Raw genomic sequence first — 25,849 nt, 5'->3', positions numbered from 1 at the left:
TTCGCCATGAAATCGCTGCTCCTCGCGTGCTGCCTGTTCTTCGCCGGAATCGCCCAGGCCGCGAATGCCGATCCCGCGCTGGCAAAGCAGGTGAACGCCTTCGTCGACGCCTGGCACGACGACGCGGCCCATGCCCGCATGGCCTATTTCGACAAGATGGCGCCGGACGGCGTCTACATCGGCACCGACCGCAGCGAGCTGTGGCAGCGCGACGCCTTCAAGGCCTGGGCCCGCAAATACTTCGAGGGCAAGAAGTCGGCCTGGACCTTCAAGGCCAGTCGCCGCAACGTCTACGCCTCCGAAGACGGCAAGCTGATCTGGTTCGACGAACTGCTCGACACCGCCAATATGGGCCACTGCATGGCCAGCGGCGTGATCCGCAAGACCGGCAAGGGCTTCGAGATCCTGCACTACCAGCTGTCGATCGCGGTGCCGAACGAGATCGCCGGGCAGGTGACGGCGCTGGCCAGGAAAGCCGAGGCCGCGCCCGCCAAGTAAATGTTCATCAACTGTTCAGTTTCTTAAAGCTATTGTTTCGTCCCGCGCACACAACAGGCTTTCCTGCAAATGCTGACACGCGACCCGCGCTCACATAGAATGTTGCTTTGCAACAATTGGCCCTCGGCTTAATGGGAACTTACTACGACATCGCACACTGGCGCTCCAGGGTTTTCGAATCCCTGCTGTCGTATGTCGTCCTGCTCGGTACGCTGGCCGCGGTGCCCAGCATCGGCCTGTCCATCAGCGAAGGCTTGTGGCCGGTCGCACTGATGGACAGCGTGGCGCTGGCCTGGGTGGCCGCGCTGTGGCGCCTGCCGCGCCTGAATTACACCTTCAGGGTCCTGAACTTCCTGGCGATCCTGTACATGATCGGCATCGGCCTGATGCTCACCATCGGCCCGGTCAGCCAGATCTTCCTGATGGCGCTGCCTGTGCTGGGCGTGGTCCTGCTGGGCATGCGGCCGGCGCTCGGCGCGCTGTGCTTCTGCGGCGCCTCCATCTTCTTCCTCGGCCTCGGCGGTTACGCCCGGCTTTACGTGAGCGGCATGGAAGAGCATGCGCTGCTGCCCTGCCTGATCGTCACCCTGAACTACCTGTTCGTCGGCGCCCTGATCACCCTGACCTGCGGCGGCCTGCTGCAGCGCCTCGACAGCTCGATGGAAGAGCTGAGCCGGACCGCCGACTCGCTCGAGGAAGGCCACGCCAGGCTGCACGAGCTGAACGCCGAGCTGCGCCTGACCTCGGCCGCGGTGGCGCGCCTGAACGACATGGTGCTGATCGCGAGAGTGGATCACCGCGAAGGCGCGGAACAGCCGATCATCTTCGCCAACGACGCCTTCGTGCGCCGCACCGGCTACTCGCGCGAGGAGATCGTCGGGCGCAGCATGCGCGTGCTGCACGGACCCGAGACCGACGACCACGAAGTCCGGCGCATCGTCGACGCCATGGCGCGCGGCGAAGCGGTGACTTCCGAGCTGGTGAACTACACCAGGAACGGCGAAAAATACTGGGTCGAGATGGAACTGGTGCCCTTCGCCGGCGAAGGCGGCCGGAATACCCACTGGGTGGTGGTCGGACGCGACATCACGGACCGCAAGAATGCCGCCGACGCCATCCACCGCCTGGCCTTCTACGACGTGCTCACCGGCCTGCCGAACCGGCGCCTGCTGATCGAGCGCCTCGACGCCATGGTCGTGCGCGCCCATACCGGCGGCGGGCTGGGCGCGGTGCTGTTCATCGACCTCGACAACTTCAAGACCATCAACGATGCGCGCGGCCATGCGATCGGCGACGTCATGCTCAAGCATGCGGCCCAGCGCGTGGCGGCGGTGCTGCGCCAGGGCGATACCGTGGCGCGCCTGGGCGGCGACGAATTCGTGGTCCTGCTCGAGAACCTGGGCCGCGACGTGCAGCGCGCCACCGGCGCCGCGCAGGCGGTGGCCGAGAAGATCCGCGCCGCCCTGGCCGAGGACGTCGAGATCGGCGGCCAGCTCTACCACGCCTCGGCCAGCATCGGCGTTGCGCTGCCGCTGCGCGACGGCAGGACCGGACAGGACCTGCTGCGCGAAGCCGATACCGCCATGTACCGCGCCAAGGTGGCCGGCCGCAACGGCGTGACCCTGTTCGAATCCAGCATGCTGACCGAGGCCGAGCGCAAGCTGACCCTCGAGCGCGACCTCGCCGCCGCGATGGAGAACGGCGAGCTGGCGATGCACCTGCAGCTGCAGATCGATCACGAGCGCACGCCGGTCGGCGCCGAGCTGCTGATGCGCTGGCGCCGCGCCGACGGCACGATGGTCGCCCCGGACGTCTTCATCCCGGCCGCCGAATCGAGCGGCCTGATCCTGCCGCTCGGCCAGTGGGCCTTGCGCCAGGCCTGCCTGTCCTGGCTGCGCCTGGACCGCGCCGGCCTCGCCGTGCCGCTGTCGGTGAACGTCAGCCCGCTGCAGTTCCGCCAGCCCGATTTCGTCGACCAGGTGTGCGCGGTGCTGGTCGAGACCGGGGCCCCGGCTTCCCAGCTGATCTTCGAGGTCACCGAAGGCCTGCTGGTCAACGACCTGAACGAAACCATCGGCCGCATGCACGAGCTGGCGCGCATGGGCATCCGCTTCTCGATCGACGATTTCGGCACCGGCTATTCGAGCCTGGCCTACCTGAAGAAGATGCCGCTGTACGAACTGAAGATCGACAAGAGCTTCATCCGCGATACCCCGGGCGATGCCAACGGCACCGCGATCGTGCAGTCGATCCTGGCGATGGCCGACCACCTCGGCCTGCGCGTGGTGGCGGAGGGCGTCGAGACCCAGCAGCAGGCCAGCTTCCTGGCCGCCAACCGCCAGCCGGCCATGCAGGGCTTCCTTTTTTCGCGTCCGGTACCGCTGGACGACTTCATCGCCCAGCTGCAGGGCTGGGAAGCGCAGGCCGCCTGATCAGGCCTTGAGGCCGGCCAGGGCCTGGCGGCCGCTGTCCAGGGTCGGCAGCAGGCGCACGCCGGCGACTTCCTCCAGCCTTTCCACGCCGGCGCCGCCGGCCCACAATTCCACGACATCGGGCAGGGCCTGGCGCAACTGCAGCAGCACCGGCGCCACCTGGCGGCGCGGATAGGCAGCCGAGAACGACAGCGCGACCACGCCCACGCCATAGGCCGCGGCGGCGCGCGCGATGTCCAGCAGCGGGGTCTCGGTACCCAGCGAGATGCAGCTTGCGCCCTCCAGCGCGAACATGGTTTCCGCCATCATGAGACCGAGGCCGTGGGCCTCGCCGGGAACGGTGGTGAGGAGGATGCGCGCACCGTGGCGCGCGGGCGGCAGGTCGGCCAGCGCCTGGCGCAGCAGCCGTTCCGCCGACTCGGTATAGAAATGTTCGTCGAAGACGTCGAAGCTGCCGTCTTCCCAGCAGGCGCCGACGGCTACCGTGAGCGGCGCCATGGTCTGCTCGACGAAGCGTTCGAGTCCCTGGCGCGCCAGCGACTGCCGCAGCGCGTGACGGAAGGCGGCCGGGTCGCGCGCGCCGATCATCTTCAGCAGGCGCAGGTTGGCGCCGTCCAGCGCATCGTCGGCCAGCGCGGCGCGCTCCGGCGCGGCCAGGGCGGCGAGTTCCGGGTGCGCCATCGCGGCCAGGGCACCGGGGCGGTGGCCCTGGTCCATCAGGCGCTTCATCAGGCGCAGGCGCTCGACCTGGTCGGCCGGGTAGCAGCGTTCGCCGTTCGCATCCCGCTCCGGCTGCGGAAAGCCGTAGCGGCGTTCCCAGACCCGTAGCACGTCCTTGGACAGCCGGGTCTCGCGCTCGACGGCGGCGATGCTCAAACCGGCCGATGCGGAAGCGGCGGGGGAGGTTGTCGATATCGTCATGTAGGCACTTATTCTAGCCGTTCGTGGGGCCGATGCTCCAGTCGGCCGGCTTGTCGAGTGCCCCGCGCGGGATGCGCTCGCCCAGCGTGATCGCCTTCGGGCGCTCCGGCGCCGCCAGCCTGGTGTCGATCCAGGCCCTTAGCTCCCTCGTGAAACGCTCGCGCGTGAATCCATCGCCGGCGCCAGCGCCGGCACGCGGCACGATGAAGGCCTTCAGGCGCATGCCCTCGTCGGGGCGCATCAGGCGCACCGCCGCGTCTTCCACCATCGGATGCTCGAGCAGTACCTGGCGCACCCGCTCCGGGAACACGTTGGTGCCGCCCACCTGGACCGCGGCGTCGCGCCGCGGGCCCACCATGAACAGGTCGGGCGCCTGCCATTCCAGGCTGTCCTGCGGGCGCAGCAGCGCGGTGCGGCCGTCGGGGCAGTTGCGCAGCAGGGCATCGACGCCGTCCGGCGCGCGGTCCAGGTAGGGCATCAGGCGGTAGGGCTCGCGGTGCGAGGCGCGCCAACCCAGGCCGCCGGTTTCGGAGGCGCCATACACCTGCACCAGCCGCAGGCCGGCGGCCCCCGCGCGTTCGGCCACCGCGTCGGGGCAGGGCGCGGTCGAGCTGGCGCCGTCCACGTCGTCCGGAAAAGCCGCGCCGGCGCCGAGCGCATCCTGCCAGACATGCGGATGGCCGATCACCAGGTCGCCGGGCAGGACGTGGCGCGCGAGCTGGGAAGGCAGGCGCGCACGCACGCTCTGCACCTGGTCCGGTGCGAGGCCGAGGTGGCGCGGCAGCAGCACGCCGAACAGGAAGCCGTAGATGTGATGGCAGGGCACGGCCAGCAGCAGGCGCCGGCGGCGCGGGAACAGCGCGGCCAGCGCCGCCGCTTCCTGTTCCAGCAGGACGAGCTCGTGGCTGCAGCGCTTCGGCTCGCCGCTGCTGCCCGAGGTGCGGAAGGTGAGTTCCTCGCTCCAGTGCTGCAGGGCGGCGGTGGCGATGTCGAGCCAGTCGTCCAGGGTGCGGCGCGCCAGCAGGTAATCCTCGATCCCGCTGCGCTGCATCTGCAGGGCTTCGGCCAGCGCGCCGGCCAGCTGCAGCAGCTCCAGCGAATCGACGCCGAGGTCCTGGTCCAGCGACAGCGCGCCGCTCCAGCCGTCGGGCAGGATCCGCTCGTAGCGCAGCGCCGTCAGCTCGGCGGCCACCAGGTCGGCGACGAAGCGCTGCAGCGCGCCGCGATCGGCCCACCACGGGGCGAGGTCAAGGCCAGCTTCCCGCATCGCTTACAGGCGCTTGACGAAGATCCAGAAGCTGCCGTCGCTGATGGCCTTCTTCATGTGGATCTTCACCTTGGTCGGCGTCATCTTGTAGTCGAACACGTACTCGAACATCGTGTTCAGGTTGTTGGCGCGCACGCCGGCATCGAACACGCCCTTGAAGCGGGCGGTGTTGGTGCAGGGCGCGACGTCGCGGAAGAAATTGGTGCCGATCACGGCGCTCGCATGGCGGCCGGTGATCATCGCTTCCGCCTGGTTGTAGCGCAGGACCTTGCCCTGCGCATCGAGCTGGATGGCGCCGAAGGCCAGTTCGTCGATCTGCTGGCCGGACAGGCGGGACAGGGTGTTGTCGATGTCGTCCTTGCCGAAGGCGACGACGTTCAGGGTAGACAGCATATGCTCCTCGATTGTTCTTGGTTGATGGTTTGTCCAGGACAAAGTGAGATTGTATATTGCTTTTTAGAAATTACAAGCACTGTTGCATAATTTTGTCCTGGACAAGAATATCACGCTGCCCGCACGGTCCGGCGCCGCGCCCCGGCCTGTGCTAAGGTTGCGCTTTTCTCCATCGAGCATGACCCTTCCCAGCTCCTACATCGGCCGTTTCGCCCCGTCTCCCACCGGCCCCCTGCACGCCGGTTCGCTGGTGGCGGCCCTGGCCAGCTACCTGGACGCGCGCGCCAACGGCGGCGCCTGGCTGATCCGCATCGAGGACATCGACGAGGGCCGCGCCGTGCCCGGCGCCGCCGAGACCATCCTCGCTCAGCTCGACTGGCTGGGCATGCATTCGGACGGCGAGATCGTCTGGCAGAGCCGGCGCAAGGACCTGTACCAGGCCGCGCGCGAACGCATCGCAGATTACGTGTACGGCTGCGGCTGCAACCGCAGGGAGATCGCCGATTCGCGCCTGGGCGTGGGACCGGACGGCGCCGCCATCTATCCCGGCACCTGCCGCCATGGCCTGGCGCCGGGCCGCGAGGCGCGCAGCCTGCGCCTGCGGGTGCCGGAACCGGGAGAAGACCTGATCGGCTTCCAGGACCGCTTCGCCGGCTGGCAGGAGCAGCGGCTGGCGCTGGAATCGGGGGATTTCGTGCTCAAGCGTGCCGACGGCTACTGGGCCTATCAGCTGGCCGTGGTGGTGGACGATGCGGAGCAGGGCGTGACCGACGTCGTGCGTGGCGCCGACCTGCTCGATTCGACCCCGCGCCAGATCTACCTGCAGCGCCTGCTCGGCGTGCCGACGCCGCGCTACCTGCACGTGCCGGTAGTGCGCAATGCCAACGGCGAGAAACTGTCCAAGCAGACCGGTGCGCTGGCCGTCCTGCCGGGTAACGACGAGGCCGCCGTCGCGGCCCTGCACCAAGCCGCCGGCTTCCTTGGACTGCGCCTGGCTGCGCCGGCCGCTTCACGGCTCACTTCCCTGGCCGCGTTCTGGCAAGAGGCGGTCCCGGCCTGGGCCAAGCTGCTTGCCGAACGCGGCGCCCTGCTTACCGGCTAGCCGAACCGCCGGCTAGCGCTGCCAGCTGCTCTCCCAACGCCGCCTGCGGCCCATCCACATCAGGCCGGCCAGGCCGCCCGCCAGCATCGCCCACTCGGCCGGTTCCGGCACCGGTGCGGCCACCACGAAGCCACGGATCTCGCCAGCCGGATGCGAGGTCGTATGGATGTTGACGTAGGCTTCGTTGGCATTGATGCCGTTCACGAAGGCCGTCGCCGCGCCGGACGCCGTGCCGCCGTTCGCCGCCAGGAAGGCCGGGTCATAGGTCGCGGTGTCGTACAGCGAGAAGGTCTTCGTGTAGCTGCCGTCCTTGACGCCGGTCGGGAAATCGGTGAACGGCAAGGCCACCGGCGAAGTGCCGGTGAAGGCGGTGGTGGTGCAGCAGTGGATGTGGGCCTCGGTCGAGTCGCCGGCCAGGCCGCTGAACGGCAGGTCGACCGTCAGCTTGGTGCCGGCGAACTCGAGCGTTACCAAGCTGCTGCCCGGTGAAGCGTTGGGCGGACTTTCGGCCGGGCCGCTGGCGGTCGCCTTGTAGGTCTGGGCGAAAGCCGGGGTGGCCAGCCCCGCCGTCGCTGCCAGTGCTAGAACAGACAGAACTTGTTTCATGGATACCTCCTGTTGAACAGAGTCTCTGCAACGCACCCCGTCCTGGGATGCGCTCAAAAACTTAGCACCGGAGCTTGGCCGGGACTCGCACCGTACGGCTGAGATAGTGCCCATGGTCGACTGAATTTAGGAAATTCAGTAATGATGTGATACAGAAATTTTGCCATTCCTCTGATTTTTGTATCATGTCTGGCGTGCGCCTACTTGCGCCTACTTGCGCTTCATGCTGATGCTGCCGTCCGGTTCCAGGAAGGCGCATTGCATCTCATGGCGGGCGCAGTCGGCCGAGCGCAGCGCCCTCGACCAGCGCCTCCTCCCAGCGAATGCCCACGGATGAGAGGGTGGTAGTGACGAGTGCGCGGTTTGATTGTTCGCCAGGGAACGTAGCGGATCAGCAGGCTGGCGTCACCACCCGCACCACCGTCTCGCAATAATCGCGAAAGCCCATGCGCAGATAGAGCCCGTGCGCCGCCTCGTTGGCCCGCATCACGTGCAGGAAGGGCGTCTCGCCGCGCAGCAGCTGGCGCCGGATCAGCTTCAGCATCAGGCGCCGCGCGTAGCCGCGGCCCTGGGCATCGGGATGCGTGCAGACGCCGCTGATCTCGCGCAGCCCGGGCGCGGCCATGCGCTCGCCGGCCATTGCGATCAGCTTGCCGCCGTCGACATGGCCGAAGTACTCGCCCAGCTCGATGGTGCGCGGGCCGAAGGGACCGGGACGGGTGAGCCGGGCCAGCGCGAGCGCCTGCTCCGCATGCGCTTTCCCGAGCGGGATGGCATCCGGCGCTTCGTCGCGCTCCGGCATGACGCCGTCCCAGACCATGCGGTACATGGTCGACTCGGCCTCGATGCGCCAGCCCGCGGGCGCCGGGCCGGACCAGGCGTCGCAGTAGAAGTGTTCGCCGGCTTCGCAGAAGGGCGCCAGCGCCGCGAAGTCCGGCTGCCGCGGGTCGGGAAAGCCGACGATCGGCGAGAACCCGGGGGCATAGCGCCTGGCCGTCCCGGTGCCGGCCGACAGGTGGGCGTGCATGCCGCTCAGGGTGTTCCAGAAGATGTTGTCGAGCAGGTGGTCCATGCCGGGCATTCTACGCCTCGATGCGGGCGTGCAGCAGGCTGCGGTTCAGGCGCACGTAGGCATCCAGCAGATCGGTCTTGTGGACGGTGCCGAGCAGTTCCGGATCGCCTGGCGCGCGCACGATCGGCAGGCGTTCGCCGTGGTGGCGCATGAACTGGCGCAGGGCTTCGTCCAGGCCCATGCCGGCGTCCAGCAGCGGCAGCGCATCCCGGCGGGCCATCGTGCTGCAGGGCTGGCTCGCCAGCAGCGGATCCTGGAAGCGCGGCGCGATCTCGTGCAGGGCCACCGTGCCGCGGTAGCGCCCGGCGCCGTCGACCAGGTAGACGTACTTGACGTTGTGCTGGCCGAACAGCTCGGCCGCGGCGGACAGCGGCGCGGTGTCGGGCAGCACCGTTTCGGCGGGCCTGATCAGTTCAGCGACGCGCATGGTGCGCAAGCGTTCGCGCTCCTCGGCCTCGGCCAGGCGCTGGGCCGTGATCTCGTACATCGAGGCGCCCCCTAGCGCGCGCGCCACCGCGTAGGCCACCACGCAGGCCAGCATCAGCGGCAGCATGAGCTGGTAGCTGAGGGTCATCTCGAAGATCATCAGGATCGCCATCAGCGGCGCGCTGGCGGCCGCCGCCAGGGTCGCGCCCATGCCGACCGCGACATAGGCGGCGGGCAGCGCGGCGGCGCCGGGCCACAGGGCCTGCAGCGCCAGCGCGAACAGGTAGCCGACCGTGGCGCCCACGAACAGGGTCGGCGTGAAGATGCCGCCGACGGCGCCGGAGCCGCAGGTCAGGCAGGTGGCCAGCACCTTGCAGACCAGCACCAGCAGCACGCCCTGCCAGAGCCAGGGCTGGTGCAGCAGCGAGTTCACCACGCTGTAGCCGTTGCCCCAGACTTGCGGCACCCACAGCGAGATCGCGCCGACCCCGAGGCCGCCGAGCGCGAGCCGCAGCGGCAGCGGCAGCCTGGATGCCTGGAACAGGCGGCGGGTGCGCTGGAGGGCGCCGAGGAAGCCCGGCGCCACCAGCCCGGCGAGCACGCCCAGCACCACGAAGGCGAGCATCTCGGTACCGGCGATCGGCGCGAAGGCCGGCATCTCGTAGGTCGGGTGGTAGCCGGGCAGGTGGCGCATGGTGATGTTCGAGACCACCGCCGCCACCATGATCGGGCCCAGACTTTCCATGGCGATCGCGCCGAGCACGATTTCGGTGACGAAGAAGGCGCTGGCGATCGGCGCGTTATAGGCCGCCGCAATGCCGGCCGCGGCGCCGCAGGCCACCAGCAGGCGCAGGCGCATCGTGTTCAGGCGCAGCGCGCGCCCGCTCAGGGACGCCGACAGCGCCGCCAGCTGGATCATCGAGCCTTCGCGGCCGATCGAACCGCCGGAGGCGATCGACAGCAGCGAGGACAGGCCGTTGACGAGGGTGAGGCGGATCGGCACCCGCCCGTCGCCGATCGCCACGATCTCCATGTAGTCCGGGCGGCGCTGCGAGGGCAGGCGGCGGCCGAGGGCGAGCAGGGAGCCGGCCAGCAGTCCGCCCGCGCAGGGCAGCAGCAGCCGGGTATGCCAGGGCAGGGAAGCGGCGATCTCGACGAAGGAACCGGAGCGGCCGTAGAGCAGTTCCTGCATCAGGACCAGGCCTTCGCGGAACACCACCGTGGCCAGGGCGCCGACGAAGCCGACCAGGGCCGCCAGCAGGAGCAGGGAGTTCTTGCCGAGCAGCTCGCGCAGCCGGCCGCCGAGGCGTTCGCCCCGGCCGGCGTCAGGCGCCTGCACCGGCCTGCCCGGGATGGCGCTCCTCCCACGCCTTCAAGGCCCGCTCGTAGTTCTCGAGCGCGATCTGGTACATGTCGAACACGCAGTTGACGCAGCCGGTGCCGCAGCAGTCTTCGAGCTCGGGCTCTTTCGGCGGCAGCGGGCGCGGATCCGTTTCGGGCGAGGGGGCGGCGCTCACGATTCCTTCCCGCCGTTGAGGATCCGCTGGATCTCTTCGCGCTCCTTCTTGCTGACGTGGCCGCGCAGGGCGGCCAGCACCAGCGCCTTGCCGGAGCCGGAAAAGGCTTTCACGATCAATTCGCTGACCAGGCTGGTCTGCAGGGCGTCCTGCGGCTGGGCCGGCGAATACACGTGGGCGCGCTGGCTTTCGTCGCGCAGCAGCAGGCCCTTGGCATGCATCAGCTGCAGCAGGCGCAGCACCGTGGCGGCCGTCATGTCGGGACGGTCGGTGGCTAGCGCCTCGTGCACCTGTTTGGCCGTGGACGGGCCGGTTTGCCACAGGATGCGCAGCAGTTCCAGTTCGGACGGTGTCGGTTTGGGTGGGGCGGGATGCGACATGCGTTGCAGCATACCCGCTCCCGCCGTGAAAGTCACTCGGTGAGCTGGTATTCGCGCAGCGAGAACCTCATCCTGCCGTCCTGCTTCACGCAGACGCCCGTCATGGTTTCGCCCGGGCGCAGGGTGAAGCTGAGGCGGGTGCCCGGCTGCTTCGCGGCGCAGTCGGCGTGGGCACTGTCCGGCACCGGCGGCAGCTTCGGCGGCGGCGGCGGGGACGGCGGAGCCGGAACGTCGGGCGGCGCCGGCACGGCCGGGATCGCGGGCATGGCCGGCATGGCGGGCGCGTACGCGCTCGCATCGCCGGGTACGGGCGGGGCCGGTGGTGCCGGCGGTCCCGGCGGGCGCGGCGGTTTCGGCGGCTTGGGCGGCGGCGGGCAGTTGGCGCCCTTGGCATCGCAGTTGACGTAGACATGGACGTCGGCCACGGCGGCACCGGCGACGCCGGAGAGCAGGGCGAACGTCAGGATGGCGGCGGTATGTTTCATCTTCTTCTCCTCAGGCTGGAACCCGTCCGGGGCGGCGGGCCATATGTGCATGGTGCATTGCGAATGTGGAGAAAAAATGAAGAAGGCTATAAATCGAAGCGGTAGCCGAGTCCGTAGATCGCATGGATGGCTTCCACGCCCGGCAGCGCCGCGTCCAGCTTGCGCCGCAGGTTCTTGACGTGGCTGTCGATGGCGCGGTCGGCCACCTCGAGGCTGGCATTGCCCTCGCGCGCGGCGTCGAGCAGCTGGGCGCGCGAAAACACCTGGCCGGGCCGCCGCGCCAGCGCCGCCAGGATGCCGTATTCGGTGGGCGTCAGCTCCAGCGGCCGGCCATGGATGCGGATCCGGCGCGCGGCGGTGTCGACGGCGATCGCCGGCACCGCGGGCACGGAAGCCGGGCCTGCGCGGCGCAGGATCGCCTTGATGCGGGCCATCAGCTCGCGCGGGCTGAAGGGTTTGCACAGGTAGTCGTCGGCGCCGAGTTCGAGGCCCAGCAGGCGGTCGATCTCCTCGACGCGCGCGGTCACCATCACGACCGGCACGCTGGAGAAGGCGCGCACTTCGCGGCATACCGACAGGCCGTCCAGGCCGGGCAGCATCAGGTCCAGCACCACCAGCGCGGGCGGCTGGCGCCGGATCGCCTCCAGGGCCAGGGCGCCGTCGCCGAACACGGTGGGCCGGTAGCCGGCGGCCAGCGCGTAGTCGGCCACCAGCGCCGCCAGTTCGGGTTCGTCCTCGACGATGAAGATGTCGGCGCTCATGGATGCTCGCAATGGAAGTCGTAACCAAGGGGAATCGTGACGGTGGCGCGCAGGCCGCCGAGTGGAGAATGGGCGAAGGACAGCTGCGCGCCCTGGGCTTCCAGCAGGCGGCGGCACAGGGCCAGGCCGAGGCCGGCGCCGCCGTGCGCGCGGCTGCGCGAGGCGTCGACGCGGTAGAAGCGCTGCGCCAGGCGATCGAGGGCATCGTCCGGCACGCCGGGCGCGCTGTCGTCCAGGTGCAGGCGCAGCAGGGCGCCGGCGCTTTCCGCGCTCAGTGCCACGCGGCCGCCGGCGGCCGTATAGCGCAGGCTGTTCTCGAACAGGTTGTCGAACACCTGGCGCATGCGGTCCGGATCGGCCATGGCCTGCGCGCGTGGCGGCGCCTGGCCCAGTTCGAGCGCCAGGCCGGCGGCCTGCAGCCGCGCATCGAAGCTTTGGGCCTGGGCGCAGGCCAGCTGCCAGACGTCGAGGCGCTCGGGCTTGACGTCGAGGGCCTTGATGTCGGCGCGCGCCAGCGCATACAGCTCGTCGATCAGCTTGTTCAGGGCCAGCACCTGGCGCAGCATGGCGTCGAGGGTGGCCGGCGTGGCGCTGCGAACGCCGTCCTGGATCGCCTCGAGCTGGGCGCGCAGCACGGCCAGCGGGGTGCGCAGCTCGTGCGAGGTATCGGCCACCCACTGGCGGCGCGCGCTTTCGGCGCGGTCCAGCTGCTCGGCCAGGGTATTGAAGTGGCGCGCCAGTTCGCCCAGCTCGTCGCTGCGCCCTGCCGGCAGGCGGACGTCGAAGCGGCCCTCGGCCAGCATGCCGGCGCCGCCCGCCAGTTCTCGGATCGGGCCGCGGAAGTGGCGCGCCAGCAGGATCGCCGCCAGCGCCGAGAAGGCGACCGCGAAGCCGACGATCCACCACAGGCTGGCGCTCAGCTGCTGCAGGAAGGCGAGCGCCATGGCGTCGCTCGGACGGGGACTGCGCGCCACGCCCAGGTAGCCGGCCGTGCGGCCGTCCACCTCGACCGGACGGCGCGCCAGCGGAATCGCATCCGGCATGCGCCCGGCCAGGTAGCGGCCGTCGGCGTCGAGCAGGGTGATGCGCTCGGGCAGCGGGGCATCCACCCCGGCATCCGCGGCGAGGGCCGGGCCGACGCGCGGGGCGGCCAGGGGCGGCATCGGCGCCGGTGCCGCCGGTGGCGAGGGCGGTGCCGGCGGCGCGGGTGGGGAGAGGAGGGAAGTCGGCGCCGGCCGCGCGGCCTTGGCCGGTACCGCGGCCGGCACGGCTGGTGTTGCCGGAGCAGGCGGTGCGGCCGGCGGCGCCAGGGCTGCGGCTTCGCGTTCGCGCTGCAGGCGTTCCAGCTCGCGCGCGATCCACTGGCGCCGGCCGTCCGGCGCGGGCAGGAAGCGCCAGTCGCCGTGGCCGCGGTACTGGCGTGCCAGCGCGCCGGACAGCTCGTCGAGGCGATCGAGTTCGATCCCGACGGCGTAATCGCCAAAGCCCGCCAGCACGTTCTGGCGCAGCAGATAGACGGCACCCGCCGCCACCGCGAGGATCGCGAGCAGGACGGAGGCGAACAGGCGATGGCCGATCGAGATTTTCAAGGCGTTAAAAAAGGTTGGCGACAGTTCATTCTAAGGCAAGCATCAATCCCCGTCGTCCCCGCTTTCGCGGGAATGGCGAGTCGTCGGATTCGATTGACGGCAAACCACCCGCTCATTAGCATCGATGAGCCGCTACCTGGTGAAGATTGACGCGGCACAGGCCGCACGCCATTGAAGCCGGGCCTGCCCGCGCACGCGTGACAAAGCACGCATTTTCGGACAGTGGAATTTGTTACTGTGCCAGTCGTTCAATTTGACCATGACGGGGGAATGATGAAGCGGATCGTTGGCTTGCTCTTGATGATGTGCCTGATGGCAGCGTGCAGCGATCCGGACCAGGGTCCGCCACTGGGTCCGTTCGCGGCCATCACCAAGAAGGAAACCGATCCGGCCTTCGACATCGTGCCGCCGTCCTCGCGGAGCCCGGCCGCCTTTACTTTCACCAGCAGTAACGCCGCGGTCGCCACCATCGCCGGCACCCTGGTGACCATCAAGGGCCCGGGCGAGACCACGATCACCGCCTCCCAGCCGAGCATCGGCAGCTTTGGCCCGACCTCGGCGAGCACCACGCTCACCGTCAGCAAGGTCGATTGCGGCGCCGGCAGCGCGGTCGTCAACGGCGCCTGCGCCGTGGTGCCGACCTGCGTCGCGCCGGCAGTCCTGAGCAACAACCAGTGCGTCCCGCCGACGTCGGGCGCTGCCGTGGTGCATTTCGGCGGCTTTGCCTGGATGGGCGTGAGCAACGTCGACAACTTCAGCAATGCGGGCAATTTCTGCACCACCTCCACGATCGGCGGCGCGACCGGATGGAAGCTGCCGACCGCGGACCAGCTGATCGCCCTGCAGCAGTCCGGCGTCCTCGCCGGGCAGGGCTGGAGCCTTGGCGCCACCTGGTCGTCGACCATGCCCACGAGTTCAACGACCGCAAGCCACATGGTGGTCGACCTGTCCACCGGCGCGGCGACCGACCGGCCCGACGTCGGCATCGCCTACGTCAGCTGCGTGCGCTGAACGGACCAGCCGCAACAAATAGTGCATTGTGACAATTGGCGTAATTTAAGCGGCATGTATTTGCTATCGTGACGGGCTGTTCAGTAACTCCGCCCAGCCCTTCATGATCTTCCAGCATCGCCGTCTCGCCGCCGCCGTCCACCTCGCCTTGTCGACCCTGCCGGCCGCCGCGCTGGCCCAGACCGCGGTCCAGCCGGCCATATCGACGCAGACTGCGGCCGAACCTGTGCCCGCCAAGGAGGCGCCACCGAAAAAGGACGGCAAGATCTCGACCGTCGAGGTGAAGGGCGCGGCCAGCGACTACGATCCGCGCCGCGACGACACCGCCAGCAAGACCGTCATGAACGCGGAAGAGATCCGCAAGTACGGCGACGATAATATCTACGACGTCCTCAAACGCGCGCCCGGCGTGACCGTGACCGGCAAGACCCTGCGCATGCGCGGCCTGGGCGCCGGCTACACCCAGATCCTGGTCAACGGCGACCGCCCGCCGCCAGGCTTCAACATGGATGCGCTGACGCCCGACCAGATCGAGCGCATCGAGATCATCCGCGCCGCCAGCGCCGAGTATTCGATGCAGGCGATCGCCGGTACCATCAACATCGTGCTGAAGAAGGTGACCTCGAAGGCGGTGCACGACCTGCGCCTGTCAGGCTTCCGTTCGCAGCAAAGCCGTAACGCGAACGTCGGCATGAACCTGGCCGACAAGATCGACAAGCTCTCGTATTTCACCTACATCGGCCTGTACGGCGGCGACAACGACAATCATTCGACCGGCAGCGAGCTGTTCACGCTGCCGTCCGGGCAGGTGACGCAATCGCGCACCTCGCGCTACGACGGTGGCGGCAGCTACCGCGGCGCCGTGCTGTCCCCGCGCCTGAACTGGAAGTTCCCGGATGGCGACGAGCTGAACCTGTCGGGCATGGTGCATGCGAATCGCATGAACTGGGGCGGGCGCAGCCTGAACGACAACCTGGTCGGCAGCTTCGGCAATCCGGACTATGTCGAGACCCTGAGCGCGACGCCGTCGGGTGGCTGGATGGGACAGATGGAGCTAGGCTGGATCGCGAAGATCGCCGGCGGCAAGCTGGACCTCAAGGTGTCGGGCGAACGCAGCCGCAACTACAGCGATTCGCTCACCGACCGCTACACCGCCGGTCACGCCGGGAGCCTGCTGCGCGATTGGGACACCGTCAATCGTGGCCGCCGCACCAGCCTGCGCGGCAAGTACACGCGCTCGCTGTTCGACGGCCACTCGCTGGCGGCCGGCCTGGATACGAGCGTGCAGGCCAGCGACGAAGTCCGCAACCGCAACGACCGCCTGAACCAGGACGCACCGACCCACACCATCGAGACCTTCGAACCGAAGATCACGCGCCTGGCCGGCTTCGTGCAGGACGAGTGGAGCATCGACAAGCAGCTCTCGGTCTACCTCGGTGCGCGCTGGGAAGGCGTGCAGACCGACAGCGAAGCTAACGAGCCGGGCACCGGCAGACTGTCGACGAAGTCGCGCAACCACGTGCTGAGCCCCGTGGCCCAGACCCTGTACAAATTCCCCGGCGACAGCGGACGCCAGCTGCGCCTGGCCCTGACCCGCACGTATAAAGCGCCGGAGGTCGGGCAACTCACCGCGCGCCGCTACGAGACCCCGGTCAACACCCGTTTCGACGCCGACTCCGGCGGCAATCCGGACCTGCGGCCCGAACTGGCGAACGGCATCGACCTCACCTACGAGCACTTCCTGAAGGACGGCGCGATGTTCTCGGCGAGCGTGTCGCGGCGCGCCATCTCGGACTATATCCGTACCCGCCTTGACCTCGATGCGGACGGACGCTGGGTCTACCGCCCGGTCAACGACGGCGACGCTCTGGTGCGCTCGCTGCAGCTGGAAGCCAAGGCCCCCGGCAAGCTGCTGGCCGCCGCCCTCGGCGGCTTCGACCTGCGCGCAAGCTTCAGCCGCAACTGGTCGCACGTTTCTGCCGTGCCCGGCCCCGGCAACCGCCTCGACGGCCAGACCCCGATGTCGGCCACCGCAGGTATCGACTACCGCAAGGGCGACCTGACCATGGGCAGCAGCCTGTCCTGGCAGAAGGGTGGCTGGGTGCGCATCTCCGACGGCCAGTTCCAGTACCAGCAGTCGCGCCGCGACCTCGACGCCTACCTGCTGTACAAGTTCAATCCGCGCTACCAGCTGCGACTGTCGGCCAACAACATCCTCGGCCAGGACAGCGCTTCGGACCGCTACTACCGGGATGTATCGGGCACCTCGCGCCAGACCAGCTTCAATCCGGCGTCCGTGCGAGTGGGGGTGAATCTCGAGGTGAAGCTATGAACGAAACGGCGGCGCCGCAGGACTCCCGCTGGATCGCCCGGCGCGCGGGCTGGTGCGTCATCGGAATCGGCATCGCCGACCTGGCCTACGGGGTCCTGTTTGCCCCGCCGGGCATGATCAATTTCAGGATCATCGGCATCCTGGCCGGACTCCTGATCCTGTTCGGCGGCCTGAAGGTGCATGCCGTCGTGCGCTGGCTGGCGCTGCTGGTGATCGGCGGAATGCTGCTCGGGCTGGTCCTGCCTTTCGTCGTCGTCCCCGCCAGCCTGACGCTCACCCAGATCCGCCTGTACCCGATTCCGTTCGCCCTGAGCTGCATTCCATGGCTGCTCTGGATGGCGATGATGGGCATCGCGGCGGGCGCCCTGAGTCACCCCTTGCTGCCTGCGGCACGCGCACGCGCCGGCCGGCCCGTGCACAGCGCGCGCATCCCGCTGGTCATCGGCATCGTCCTCGCGGCGGGCGCCGCCGTGGTCCAGGTGCGCGTCCTGGACGGCGAAGCCGGCCGGAAGGCCAGCCGGCTGGTCGCGGAACGCCTGGGCCCGGGATACCGGTACTACACCCAGACGCTGCAGCACACGAGGCCGATCACGGCGGCGTCCGCGAAGCCGGCGGTGGTGTCCGCGATGGTCCAGGCCTGGAACGAGCGCGAAGTGCTGAACGTTCCCGTCAGGTGGGAAGAGTAGGACGAAAAGTCAGCTTGATGGCACGTGATTGGCCCCGCCGCACGTGACAAAGCGCGCATTTCGCGCCGCCGCGCCCTGATAAGCTTGTCCGGATTCCAGGCTGATAAGGATAGGGACATCATGGGCATTTCGCTGGCGTGGGTCGCGGTCAAGGGACTCGATGCGGACACCATCCTGGCCAGGCTCGACCTGGCGCCGACGGGGAGAGACTGCGACATCCTCGAGACCGATATCGCCGCGCATCCCCTGGCCGGCGGCGCCCAGATGGTGGCGGCCCTCGACTGCGCGCACCGCATCATCGAGGCCGACAGCATGGCCCGGCTGTCGGCGGGCTGCGAAGCGCTGGCCTGCTCGGTCGAGGAGCACGTGTCCTGGGCAATGTCCGAACTGTGGCGGGACGGCAGGCGGATCTGGCAGGTCTATTTTGCCGGCAGCGAAGACCCGTACGAGTTCGGCCACGAAGGCGAGCTGCCGCCGCGCTTCCAGGAACTGCTGGCGAACGTCACGCCGGAAGACAGCGAGGACCTGGACGGCTACTTCTTGGCGGACATCCCCCTGATCCTCGCGAAGGAGTTCGGCGGCTTCCACTACGCCGAGACCGACCCCGCATTCGATGCGGTCCCGTTCCAGGAGCTGAAGGACCTGCGGGCCAGGCCGAAGACCGGCTGGTGGAAAAAGCTGTGGGCCTGAGCGCCCGATACAGCGCTCAGTACACGTCGCGCCGGTAGCGGCCGTCGGCGCCCAGCTGCTCGAGCAGCTCCTGGCCGAGAATGCCGCCGAGCGCGTCGTGCACGCCGCCCGCCATGCCCTGCAGGCTGCCGCACACATAGATCGCCGCGCCGCGTTCGATCCACTCGCGCACGAAAGGCGCCTGGGCGCGCAGCGCGTCCTGCACGTACAGGCGCGCCTGCTGGTCGCGCGAAAACGCCAGGTCGAGCTTCTGTAGCCAGCCGGATTCGCGCCAGCCTTCCAGTTCGCCGCGCAGCAGGAAGTCGTGGGCGTTGTTGCGCTCTCCGAACAGCAGCCAGTTTTCCCTCACGCCGAGCTTGACGCGGGCGCGCAGCAGGCCGCGCAGGCCGGCCAGGCCGCTGCCGTTGCCGATCAGGAGCATGGGCCGGCGCGCGTTGTCGCCGAGGCGGAAGCGCGCGTGTTCGCGGATGCGCAGGCGGATCGCATCGCTGGACGCCGCGCTTTCGCACAGCCAGCCGGAAGCGGCGCCGGGGCTGCCGTCCTCGTGCCTTTGCAGGCGCACCAGCAGTTCCAGGCGGCCGTCGGATGGGATGGACGCAATCGAGTATTCGCGCGGGTGTCCGGGGTCGGCCGGGGCGCTGACCTGGGCCAGGTCGCCGGCTTCCCAGGCGGGCAACTGGCCGTCCACGGGCGCCAGCGCCAGGCGGTACAGGGGAGCGCCCAGGCTGCCCGGATTCAGCAGCTCGCGTTCGGTGATGCGCCAGTCGGCGTAGGCCGGCGCTTCCCAGTCGGGGGCGTCGATGGTGCCGGCCAGGCGGCCGAGGTGGTGCTGCCAGTCTTCCAGCGCCTTCGCGGCGCCGCGGTCGACCTCGATGCGGTCGAACAGCGGCGTGGCGCCGGCCTGCGCCAGCCAGGCGTCGAGGGCGCGGCCGAAGCCGCAGAAGTTGGCGTAGCTGCGGTCGCCCAGGGCCAGCACGGCGTAGTGCAGGTGGGGCAGATCGACGCCCTCGGCCATCAGGCGGGCGGCGAAACGGGCGGCGGTGTCGGGGGCGTCGCCTTCGCCGTAGGTGCTGGCGATGAACAGGATGCGCGTCGCGCCGCGCAGGCCGGCTTCGTCGAGGCTGGAGATGCAGGCCGCGCGCGCCGCCAGGCCGCCGGTGGCGAGCAGCTCGGCGCTGCGGCGCGCGAGGACTTCGGCGCTGCCGGTCTGGCTCGCGTAGACAACCAGCCAATCGGCCGGCGCGGCGCTTGCCCTGGTGCGGGCGCGGGCCGCGCGGAAATACGCGGCGCACATCGCCAGGTAGCCGCTGGACAGCAGCAGGGCGCTGCCCCAGCGCAGCGGTTCGATCGTCATCATGTTCATTGCAGCAGCGCGCGCCAGGCCGGTGTGTCGATTTCGCGCAGGCCCTCGTCGGTGCGCAGCAGGAAGCGGGCCGCCAGGCCGCGCTGTTCGGCGTAGGGCAGGCCGGCCGCAAGGCCCATCACGGTCAGCGCCGTCGAGAGGGCGTCGGCCGCGATGCAGGTCGGCGCCAGCACCGTCACCGAGGCGACGCCGTTGTCGATCGGGACGCCGGTGCGCGGATCCAGGGTGTGCGAGGCGCGCCGGCGCGCATGGTGAAAGTAACGGCGATAATCGCCGGACGTGGCGACCGCCAGCCCGTGCAGCGCCACCACCGATTGCGCTACGGTTGCGCCGGCGGTGTCGGGCACGCCTTCCAGCTCGACCCACCAGGGCTGGCCATCGGCCTTGACGCCGGCGCCGCGCAGTTCTCCGCCGACTTCGACCAGGTAGTGGCGCACGCCCAGCGCTTGCAGGCGCTGCGCCAGGCAGTCGACCGCGTAGCCTTTCGCCACCGAGGACAGGTCGAGGATGGCGCCGCCCGGCTGGTACAGGCGCCGGCCTTCGCGGTCGAGCCGCGGCCGCTGGTCCTGGCGCCGGGCGATCACGGCGGCCACCGCTTCGTGGCCCGGGGCGTAGAAGCCGGCCTGGTCGTAGCGGCCGGTCGGGCCGAAGCCCCACAGGTTCACCAGCGCGCCCGCGGCCGGGTCGTAGGCGCCGCCGCTGTCCTCATGCACCGACAGCGCGTAGTCCATCACCGCGAAGAATTGCGGCGGCAGCGGATGCCAGCTGCCCGCCGGCGCGCGGTTGTAGCGCGACAGCAGGGAGCCGCCGTCCCAGTGGCTCATCTGCGCGACGATCTCGTCCAGCTCCTGCTGCAGGACGCCCCGCAATTCGGCATCGACGCCGGGAGGCAGCAGCATCCGCGCCGACCAGTCGGTGCCCATCGAGGTCCCGGCCAGCCCGTGCGGGCGGCTGCCGGCTTCGGGCAGGAGCGGATCGATGTCCAGCGGAACGAGAACGGCGCGCATGCTGGACCGCTTACTCCGGCAGGACTTCGAGGGTCGCCGAGTAGCTGTAGCGCTTGGCGTCCGCCGGGCCTTCCGCGCCCGGGCCGCGCGGCGCATTCGCCGGCTCAGTTGCCGGATACTTGGCGCTGAGCCAGTACATGTTCGGCGCCGGCAGCGTGAAGCTGGCTTCGCCCTTGGCGTCGGTGCTCAGGCGCGCTTCGTTGATCGTGCCGCGGTACTTGACGCCGCCGGGGATCAGGCTGAAGGGGAAGTTCGGCAGCGGCTTGCCGTCCAGCTGGAAGCGGAAGGTGGCTTTCTCTCCGGCGCGCAGCTCGGTCGGATTGGAGACGGCCACCATTTCGAGGCCGGTGCCCAGCGGCTTGAGGGCGCCGTTGCTCGGCTTGTTCAGGGTGACGAAGGTGTCCTGGCGCTGGACCATGGTGGTGCGCTTGACCTCGGTGGCGCCGGCCGGGATCTCCTTGTCCGCCGTCTGTTCGGTGGCGCGGAAGCGCTTCATCTCGCCGTTCAGCTTGTAGCTGCCCATGACGTTGGTCGCGGCCAGGGTGACGCGGTAGGTGCCGTCCTTCGGCAGCTTGAGGTCGACGCTGGAGCGGAACTTGCCGACCGTGGCGGCCGGGGCGGGCGCGGTCTGGCCGTCCGGATCGGTGACGGTCAGGCCATCCATGCGCAGCGGCATGTGGTCGACGTTGAACAGGCCTTCCGAGACGGCGCCGTCGATCGTGACCCAGGCTTCGCGCTCGGTCTCGATGAAGGTGCTGGTCGGCAGCATCCACGGACGGTGGGCCTGGGCGGCGCAGGCGATGCCGGCGAGGGCGGCGGCGATGACGAACTGTTTCATGAATCGGGCTTGCATGCTGCCTCCTTATTGGACCGAGATCGATACCGCGCCCAGCTCTTCCTTGCCCGAGCTGCTCGCGGCCAGCTTGCCCTTGGCGGGCCAGGTGAAGGGCACGCGCACCAGTTCGCGGCCGCCGGCTTCGCGCGCGGCCTCGATGACCAGCTTGTAGTCGCCGGCCGGCAGCTTGTCCAGGCCGGCCCTGGCGGTCGAGAAGTTCATGGTCTGCAGGCCTGCCGGGCGGGTCGCGCCGGACACGCCATCCATCGGCAGCTCGACGTCGCGGCCGGCCTTGCGCCACCAGGTGCGCAGGTCCTTGACCCATTTGGTGCCGGCGTTGTCCTTCTTCTTGACGTCGTACAGCACCGCCAGGGGCGAGGCCACGCCCTGGTCGGCGCGCTCGATCCAGATCGCTACATAGGGCTTGTGGTACTCGGCCACGTTCAGCTGCGGCAGTTCGAACTTGACGGTCAGGTCGGCGGCCATCGCGCCGTTCGATACCAGGGGCAGAGCCAGCGGCAGCGTCAGCGCGAGCGATCGGGACAGTTTCATGGACTTTCTTTCGTAGTTGGTAGGAAGCAAACTCAGTGAACGAACAGCAGGGCCAGCACGATCGGCAGGACGATGCCGAAGCCGATCACCGGCCAGGTCGAGGGCCGGTTGGCGGCGTGGTATTTCAGGATCAGGAAACCGGTGATGCAGAACACCAGGCAGGCGCCGGCGAAAATGTCGATGAACCAGCTCCACACGGCGCCGGCGTTGCGGCCCTTGTGCATGTCGTTGAGCCAGGAGATCCAGCCGCGGTCGGTCTTCTCGTATTCGGCCTGGCCGTCGACGCCGATGCGCAGCCAGGCGTCGCCGCCCGGGCGGGGCAGGGCGACGTAGGCGTCCTCTTCGCTCCATTCGGCGTCCAGGCCGCGCACGTCGACCGGGAAGGACTGGTTGGCCCAGCGTGCCACCTCATCCGGCAGCGGCAGCTTGGCGTCGGCATGGCTTTCGGCGAAGGCTGCCAGGCGTTCGCGCAGCGGGGCCGGCAGCGCGGCTTTCTGGCGCGTGACCTGCGGCTTCGCCTCGATCTGCGAGGCGTGGTTCAGTGTGAAGCCGGTGATGCTGAACAGGAGCATCGCCATCAGGCAGATGGCGGAACTGATCCAGTGCCATTGGTGCAGCTGGCGCAGCCAGACTGCGCGGCCGGGGCCGGGAAGGGAGGCGGATGGCTGGCTGGATTGAGGAGAGCTGGTCGTGTGCATGGGCAAATGATAACGATTATCATTTAGCTGGTCAACTCGGCCGCTGAGATGGCACACTCGATGCCACACAGTAACAAATAAAAACAACTCTCCTCGCTGTCGTGCTGGGCCGCTTGCGTTACAATGTCGTGCGCAAATTGGCAGCACGCGGCGATGATCTGCTGCATTGATCCACCGCAAATGTCCCGCTTGTAGAGTCCTTCCCCCACAACTTGAGTAGTAAGTGCGATCCGCTAACCGGTCAGGCCGTGTCGCGGAAGGTTAGACTAACCCGCCCCAAACTCGCGAAGCGCGAAGAAAGGTGAGCAAGAATGATGCAACAATACGAAGCCAACTCGTATCTGTTCGGCGGTAATGCGCCGTACGTTGAAGAGTTGTACGAAGCATATTTGAACAACCCGGGCTCGGTGCCGGACAACTGGCGCGCCTATTTCGACGCGATGCAGCACATGCCCGCCGTCGACGGTACCGCCAAGCCGGACGTGGATCACTCCTCCGTGATTGCCTCCTTCGCCGAACGTGCCAAGCAAGGTCCGATCCGCACCGTCAGCGCCTCCCCGGATGCCGAACTCGGCCGCAAGCGCGTGTCGGTCACCCAGCTGATCGCCGCCTACCGCTACCTCGGTTCCCGCTGGGCCAACCTGGACCCGCTGCAGCGCCAGGAGCGCCCGCCGATCCCGGAACTGGACCCCGCCTTCTACGGTTTCACCGAAGCCGACCTCGACACCAAATTCAACATCAGCAACACCTACTTCGGCAAGGAAGACGCATCGCTGCGCGACCTGCTGAACATGTTGCGCGATACCTACTGCCGTTCGATCGGCGCTGAGTTCATGTACGTCAGCGACCCGACCGAGAAGCGCTGGCTGCAGGAAAAGCTGGAATCGCTCCGTTCGACCCCGAGCTTCACCGCAGAAAAGAAAAAGCACATCCTCGAGCGCCTCACCGCGGCCGAAGGCCTGGAGCGTTATCTCCACACCAAGTATGTCGGCGCCAAGCGTTTCTCGCTGGAAGGCGGCGAGTCCTTCATCGCCTCGATGGACGAAGTCATCCAGCGCGCCGGTGAGCAGGGCGTGCAGGAAATCGTGATCGGCATGGCCCACCGCGGCCGCCTGAACGTGCTGGTCAACACCCTGGGCAAGGCCCCGTCCGAGCTGTTCGAAGAATTCGAAGGCAAGCACGCCGACGACCTGCCGGCAGGCGACGTGAAATACCACCAGGGCTTCTCGAGCGACATCTCGACCCCGGGCGGCCCGGTCCACCTGTCGCTGGCGTTCAACCCGTCGCACCTGGAAATCGTGAATCCGGTCGTGGAAGGCTCCGTCAAGGCGCGCATGGAACGCCGCGGCGACCGCAAGGGCAAGGAAGTGCTGCCGATCCTGGTGCACGGCGACGCCGCATTCGCCGGCCAGGGCGTGGTCATGGAAACCCTGAACCTGGCCCAGACCCGCGGCTACGGCACCGGCGGTACCGTCCACATCGTCATCAACAACCAGATCGGTTTCACCACCTCGGACCCGCGCGACGCCCGTTCGACCATCTATTGCACCGACGTGGTCAAGATGATCGAAGCACCGGTGCTGCACGTGAACGCCGACGATCCGGAAGCCGTCGTGCTGGCCACCCAGATCGCGATGGACTACCGCACCGAGTTCCATAAGGACGTCGTGGTCGACATCGTCTGCTACCGCAAGCTGGGCCACAACGAGCAGGATACCCCGGCCCTGACCCAGCCGCTGATGTACAAGAAGATCGCCAAGCACCCGGGCACCCGCAAGATGTACGCGGACAAGCTGGCTGCGCAGGGCACCATCGCCGCGGACGGCGGCGACCAGCTGGTGGCCGAGTACCGCAACGCCATGGACGCCGGCAAGCACACCATCGATCCGGTCCTGACCGACTTCAAGAACAAGTACGCCGTCGACTGGGCGCCGTTCCTGAACAAGAAGTGGACCGACGCCGCCGACACCGCCGTGCCGCTGACCGAGCTGAAGCGCCTGTCGCAGCGCATCACCACCGTGCCGGAAAACTTCAAGCTGCACTCGCTGGTCGAGAAGGTGCTGGGCGACCGCGCCAAGATGGGCCAGGGCGAGATGAACCTCGACTGGGGCATGGGCGAACACCTGGCTTACGCTTCGCTGCTGTCGTCGGGCTACGCCGTCCGCCTGTCGGGCCAGGACGCCGGCCGCGGCACCTTCGTGCACCGCCACGCCGTGCTGCACGACCAGAACCGCGAGCGCTGGGACCAGGGCATCTACCTGCCGCTGGCAAACGTGTCGGACAACCAGGCCAACTTCACCGTCATCGACTCCGTGCTGTCGGAAGAAGCGGTGCTGGGCTTCGAATACGGCTACTCGACCGCCGAGCCGAACACCCTGACCATCTGGGAAGGCCAGTTCGGCGACTTCGTCAACGGTGCCCAGGTCGTGATCGACCAGTTCATCGCGTCGGGCGAAGTCAAGTGGGGCCGCGCCTCGGGCCTGGTGCTGATGCTGCCGCACGGCTACGAAGGCCAGGGTCCGGAGCACTCGTCGGCACGCATCGAGCGCTTCCTGCAGCTGTGCGCAGACCACAACATGCAGGTCGTGCAGCCGACCACCGCCGCCCAGATCTTCCACCTGCTGCGCCGCCAGATGGTGCGCCAGTTCCGCAAGCCGTTGGTGATCTTCACGCCGAAGTCGCTGCTGCGTAACAAGGACGCCGGCTCGCCGCTGACCGACCTGGCCAAGGGCGGCTTCCAGACCGTGATCGGCGAACTGGACGACAAGATCGACGCCAACAAGGTCAAGCGCGTGCTGGTCTGCTCGGGCAAGGTCTACTACGACCTGGTCAACACCCGCAAGACCCGCAATGCGAACGACACCGCGATCGTGCGTATCGAGCAGCTGTATCCGTTCCCGCACAAGGCTTTCGTCGCCGAACTGAAGAAGTTCCCGAACGCGACCGAAGTGGTGTGGGTCCAGGACGAGCCGCAGAACCAGGGCCCGTGGTTCCAGATCCAGCACAACCTCTTCGAAAGCATGGAGTCGGGCCAGCGCCTGTCGTACGCCGGCCGTCCGGCTTCCGCGTCGCCTGCCGTCGGTTACGCCGACAAGCACGTGGCGCAGCAGAAGGAACTGCTGGAAACCGCGTTTTCGAAGCTCAAGGGCTTCATTTTGACCAAGTAATAGATCGGTAGATCGCAAGCCCATGAGCACCCCGCGCCGTTTCAGACGGCGCGGGGTTT

At 68.4% G+C, this 25,849-nt stretch carries 24 protein-coding genes; 8 read left to right on the top strand and 16 right to left on the bottom strand.

The features are described 5' to 3' along the window. The first annotated feature begins 6 nt into the window (after positions 1-6). Together AC1DOP_RS11115 and AC1DOP_RS11110 are read left to right on the top strand one after the other, a co-directional pair. The gene (locus AC1DOP_RS11115; protein ID WP_442121936.1) at positions 7-498 is read left to right on the top strand and encodes a nuclear transport factor 2 family protein; all 492 of its coding nucleotides are present in this window, start codon (positions 7-9) and stop codon (positions 496-498) included. 131 nt (positions 499-629) lie between these two features. After that, on the top strand, positions 630-2,930 hold the full coding sequence (locus AC1DOP_RS11110) for a putative bifunctional diguanylate cyclase/phosphodiesterase (protein ID WP_477251108.1): 2,301 nt from the start codon (positions 630-632) through the stop codon (positions 2,928-2,930). Here the strand turns inward: AC1DOP_RS11110 and AC1DOP_RS11105 are convergent, their stop codons facing one another. The 3 genes from AC1DOP_RS11105 to pyp are packed head-to-tail and all read right to left on the bottom strand — an operon-like array spanning position 2,931 to position 5,511. Further along, positions 2,931-3,851: a MerR family transcriptional regulator gene (locus tag AC1DOP_RS11105; RefSeq protein ID WP_477251106.1), complete on the bottom strand. Its 921-nt coding sequence runs from the start codon at positions 3,849-3,851 to the stop codon at positions 2,931-2,933. A gap of 13 nt (positions 3,852-3,864) precedes the next feature. Beyond that, positions 3,865-5,118 carry an AMP-binding enzyme gene (locus AC1DOP_RS11100; protein ID WP_477251104.1) on the bottom strand — a complete coding sequence of 418 codons (1,254 nt, stop codon included), beginning with the start codon at positions 5,116-5,118 and terminating at the stop codon, positions 3,865-3,867. Between the two features lie 3 nt (positions 5,119-5,121). Further along, positions 5,122-5,511: a photoactive yellow protein gene (pyp, locus tag AC1DOP_RS11095; RefSeq protein WP_477251102.1), complete on the bottom strand. Its 390-nt coding sequence runs from the start codon at positions 5,509-5,511 to the stop codon at positions 5,122-5,124. Positions 5,512-5,689: 178 nt separating this feature from the next. Between pyp and gluQRS the strand changes: the two genes are divergently transcribed. Further along, a complete protein-coding gene (gene gluQRS / locus AC1DOP_RS11090; protein WP_477251100.1) occupies positions 5,690-6,613 on the top strand; it encodes a tRNA glutamyl-Q(34) synthetase GluQRS in 924 nt (307 codons plus the stop codon). Positions 6,614-6,625: 12 nt separating this feature from the next. On the opposite strand, the gene AC1DOP_RS11085 is transcribed toward gluQRS, so the two are convergent. From AC1DOP_RS11085 to AC1DOP_RS11050, 8 genes are all read right to left on the bottom strand, one after another. Beyond that, the gene (locus tag AC1DOP_RS11085; protein ID WP_477251098.1) at positions 6,626-7,219 is read right to left on the bottom strand and encodes a CHRD domain-containing protein; all 594 of its coding nucleotides are present in this window, start codon (positions 7,217-7,219) and stop codon (positions 6,626-6,628) included. Between the two features lie 391 nt (positions 7,220-7,610). Then, a complete protein-coding gene (locus AC1DOP_RS11080) occupies positions 7,611-8,291 on the bottom strand; it encodes a GNAT family N-acetyltransferase (RefSeq protein WP_442121929.1) in 681 nt (226 codons plus the stop codon). A gap of 10 nt (positions 8,292-8,301) precedes the next feature. Continuing rightward, a complete protein-coding gene (locus tag AC1DOP_RS11075) occupies positions 8,302-10,056 on the bottom strand; it encodes a ClcB-like voltage-gated chloride channel protein (protein ID WP_477251095.1) in 1,755 nt (584 codons plus the stop codon). Next, positions 10,043-10,234, bottom strand: coding sequence for an oxidoreductase-like domain-containing protein (locus AC1DOP_RS11070; protein WP_442121927.1), 192 nt, complete (start codon positions 10,232-10,234; stop codon positions 10,043-10,045). The genes AC1DOP_RS11075 and AC1DOP_RS11070 overlap by 14 nt, the downstream gene beginning before the upstream one ends. Beyond that, positions 10,231-10,626, bottom strand: coding sequence for a BlaI/MecI/CopY family transcriptional regulator (locus AC1DOP_RS11065; protein ID WP_442121926.1), 396 nt, complete (start codon positions 10,624-10,626; stop codon positions 10,231-10,233). Before AC1DOP_RS11065 ends, AC1DOP_RS11070 begins: the two co-directional genes overlap by 4 nt. A 20-nt stretch (positions 10,627-10,646) precedes the next feature. Then, entirely contained in the window at positions 10,647-11,099 is a 453-nt protein-coding gene (locus AC1DOP_RS11060; protein WP_442121925.1) for a hypothetical protein, read from the bottom strand. Between the two features lie 86 nt (positions 11,100-11,185). Beyond that, the gene (locus tag AC1DOP_RS11055) at positions 11,186-11,860 is read right to left on the bottom strand and encodes a response regulator (RefSeq protein WP_442121924.1); all 675 of its coding nucleotides are present in this window, start codon (positions 11,858-11,860) and stop codon (positions 11,186-11,188) included. After that, a complete protein-coding gene (locus tag AC1DOP_RS11050) occupies positions 11,857-13,449 on the bottom strand; it encodes an ATP-binding protein (protein ID WP_442121923.1) in 1,593 nt (530 codons plus the stop codon). Before AC1DOP_RS11050 ends, AC1DOP_RS11055 begins: the two co-directional genes overlap by 4 nt. Positions 13,450-13,761: 312 nt before the next feature. On the opposite strand from AC1DOP_RS11050, the gene AC1DOP_RS11045 reads away from it, so the two are divergent. From AC1DOP_RS11045 to AC1DOP_RS11030, 4 genes are all read left to right on the top strand, one after another. Next, positions 13,762-14,460 (top strand): hypothetical protein, encoded by a 699-nt coding sequence (locus AC1DOP_RS11045; RefSeq protein WP_477251091.1) that lies wholly within the window; start codon positions 13,762-13,764, stop codon positions 14,458-14,460. A gap of 103 nt (positions 14,461-14,563) precedes the next feature. Continuing rightward, the gene (locus tag AC1DOP_RS11040; RefSeq protein ID WP_477251089.1) at positions 14,564-16,792 is read left to right on the top strand and encodes a TonB-dependent receptor plug domain-containing protein; all 2,229 of its coding nucleotides are present in this window, start codon (positions 14,564-14,566) and stop codon (positions 16,790-16,792) included. A 113-nt stretch (positions 16,793-16,905) separates the two neighbouring features. Beyond that, complete coding sequence (locus AC1DOP_RS11035) at positions 16,906-17,478, top strand: hypothetical protein (protein ID WP_477251087.1); 573 nt, start codon at positions 16,906-16,908, stop codon at positions 17,476-17,478. Positions 17,479-17,598: 120 nt separating this feature from the next. After that, positions 17,599-18,168: a hypothetical protein gene (locus AC1DOP_RS11030; RefSeq protein ID WP_477251085.1), complete on the top strand. Its 570-nt coding sequence runs from the start codon at positions 17,599-17,601 to the stop codon at positions 18,166-18,168. Between the two features lie 16 nt (positions 18,169-18,184). Here the strand turns inward: AC1DOP_RS11030 and AC1DOP_RS11025 are convergent, their stop codons facing one another. Genes AC1DOP_RS11025 through AC1DOP_RS11005 form a run of 5 tightly spaced genes read right to left on the bottom strand, consistent with a single transcriptional unit; the run spans position 18,185 to position 22,623 of the window. Beyond that, the gene (locus AC1DOP_RS11025; RefSeq protein WP_477251083.1) at positions 18,185-19,525 is read right to left on the bottom strand and encodes a sulfite reductase subunit alpha; all 1,341 of its coding nucleotides are present in this window, start codon (positions 19,523-19,525) and stop codon (positions 18,185-18,187) included. Between the two features lie 2 nt (positions 19,526-19,527). Next, positions 19,528-20,538: an FAD:protein FMN transferase gene (locus tag AC1DOP_RS11020; protein WP_477251081.1), complete on the bottom strand. Its 1,011-nt coding sequence runs from the start codon at positions 20,536-20,538 to the stop codon at positions 19,528-19,530. A 10-nt stretch (positions 20,539-20,548) separates the two neighbouring features. After that, positions 20,549-21,391 carry a DUF4198 domain-containing protein gene (locus AC1DOP_RS11015; protein WP_477251079.1) on the bottom strand — a complete coding sequence of 281 codons (843 nt, stop codon included), beginning with the start codon at positions 21,389-21,391 and terminating at the stop codon, positions 20,549-20,551. 9 nt (positions 21,392-21,400) lie between these two features. After that, the gene (locus tag AC1DOP_RS11010) at positions 21,401-21,925 is read right to left on the bottom strand and encodes a DUF2271 domain-containing protein (RefSeq protein WP_442121915.1); all 525 of its coding nucleotides are present in this window, start codon (positions 21,923-21,925) and stop codon (positions 21,401-21,403) included. A 32-nt stretch (positions 21,926-21,957) separates the two neighbouring features. Beyond that, positions 21,958-22,623, bottom strand: a complete 666-nt coding sequence (locus AC1DOP_RS11005) for a PepSY-associated TM helix domain-containing protein (protein ID WP_442121914.1) — start codon at positions 22,621-22,623, stop codon at positions 21,958-21,960. Positions 22,624-22,934: 311 nt separating this feature from the next. Between AC1DOP_RS11005 and AC1DOP_RS11000 the strand changes: the two genes are divergently transcribed. Then, a complete protein-coding gene (locus AC1DOP_RS11000) occupies positions 22,935-25,790 on the top strand; it encodes a 2-oxoglutarate dehydrogenase E1 component (RefSeq protein WP_477251076.1) in 2,856 nt (951 codons plus the stop codon). Positions 25,791-25,849 lie beyond the last annotated feature (59 nt).

The organism is Massilia sp. 01N410 (assembly GCF_056399665.1).
This window is presented reverse-complemented; position numbering and strand designations above follow the sequence as displayed.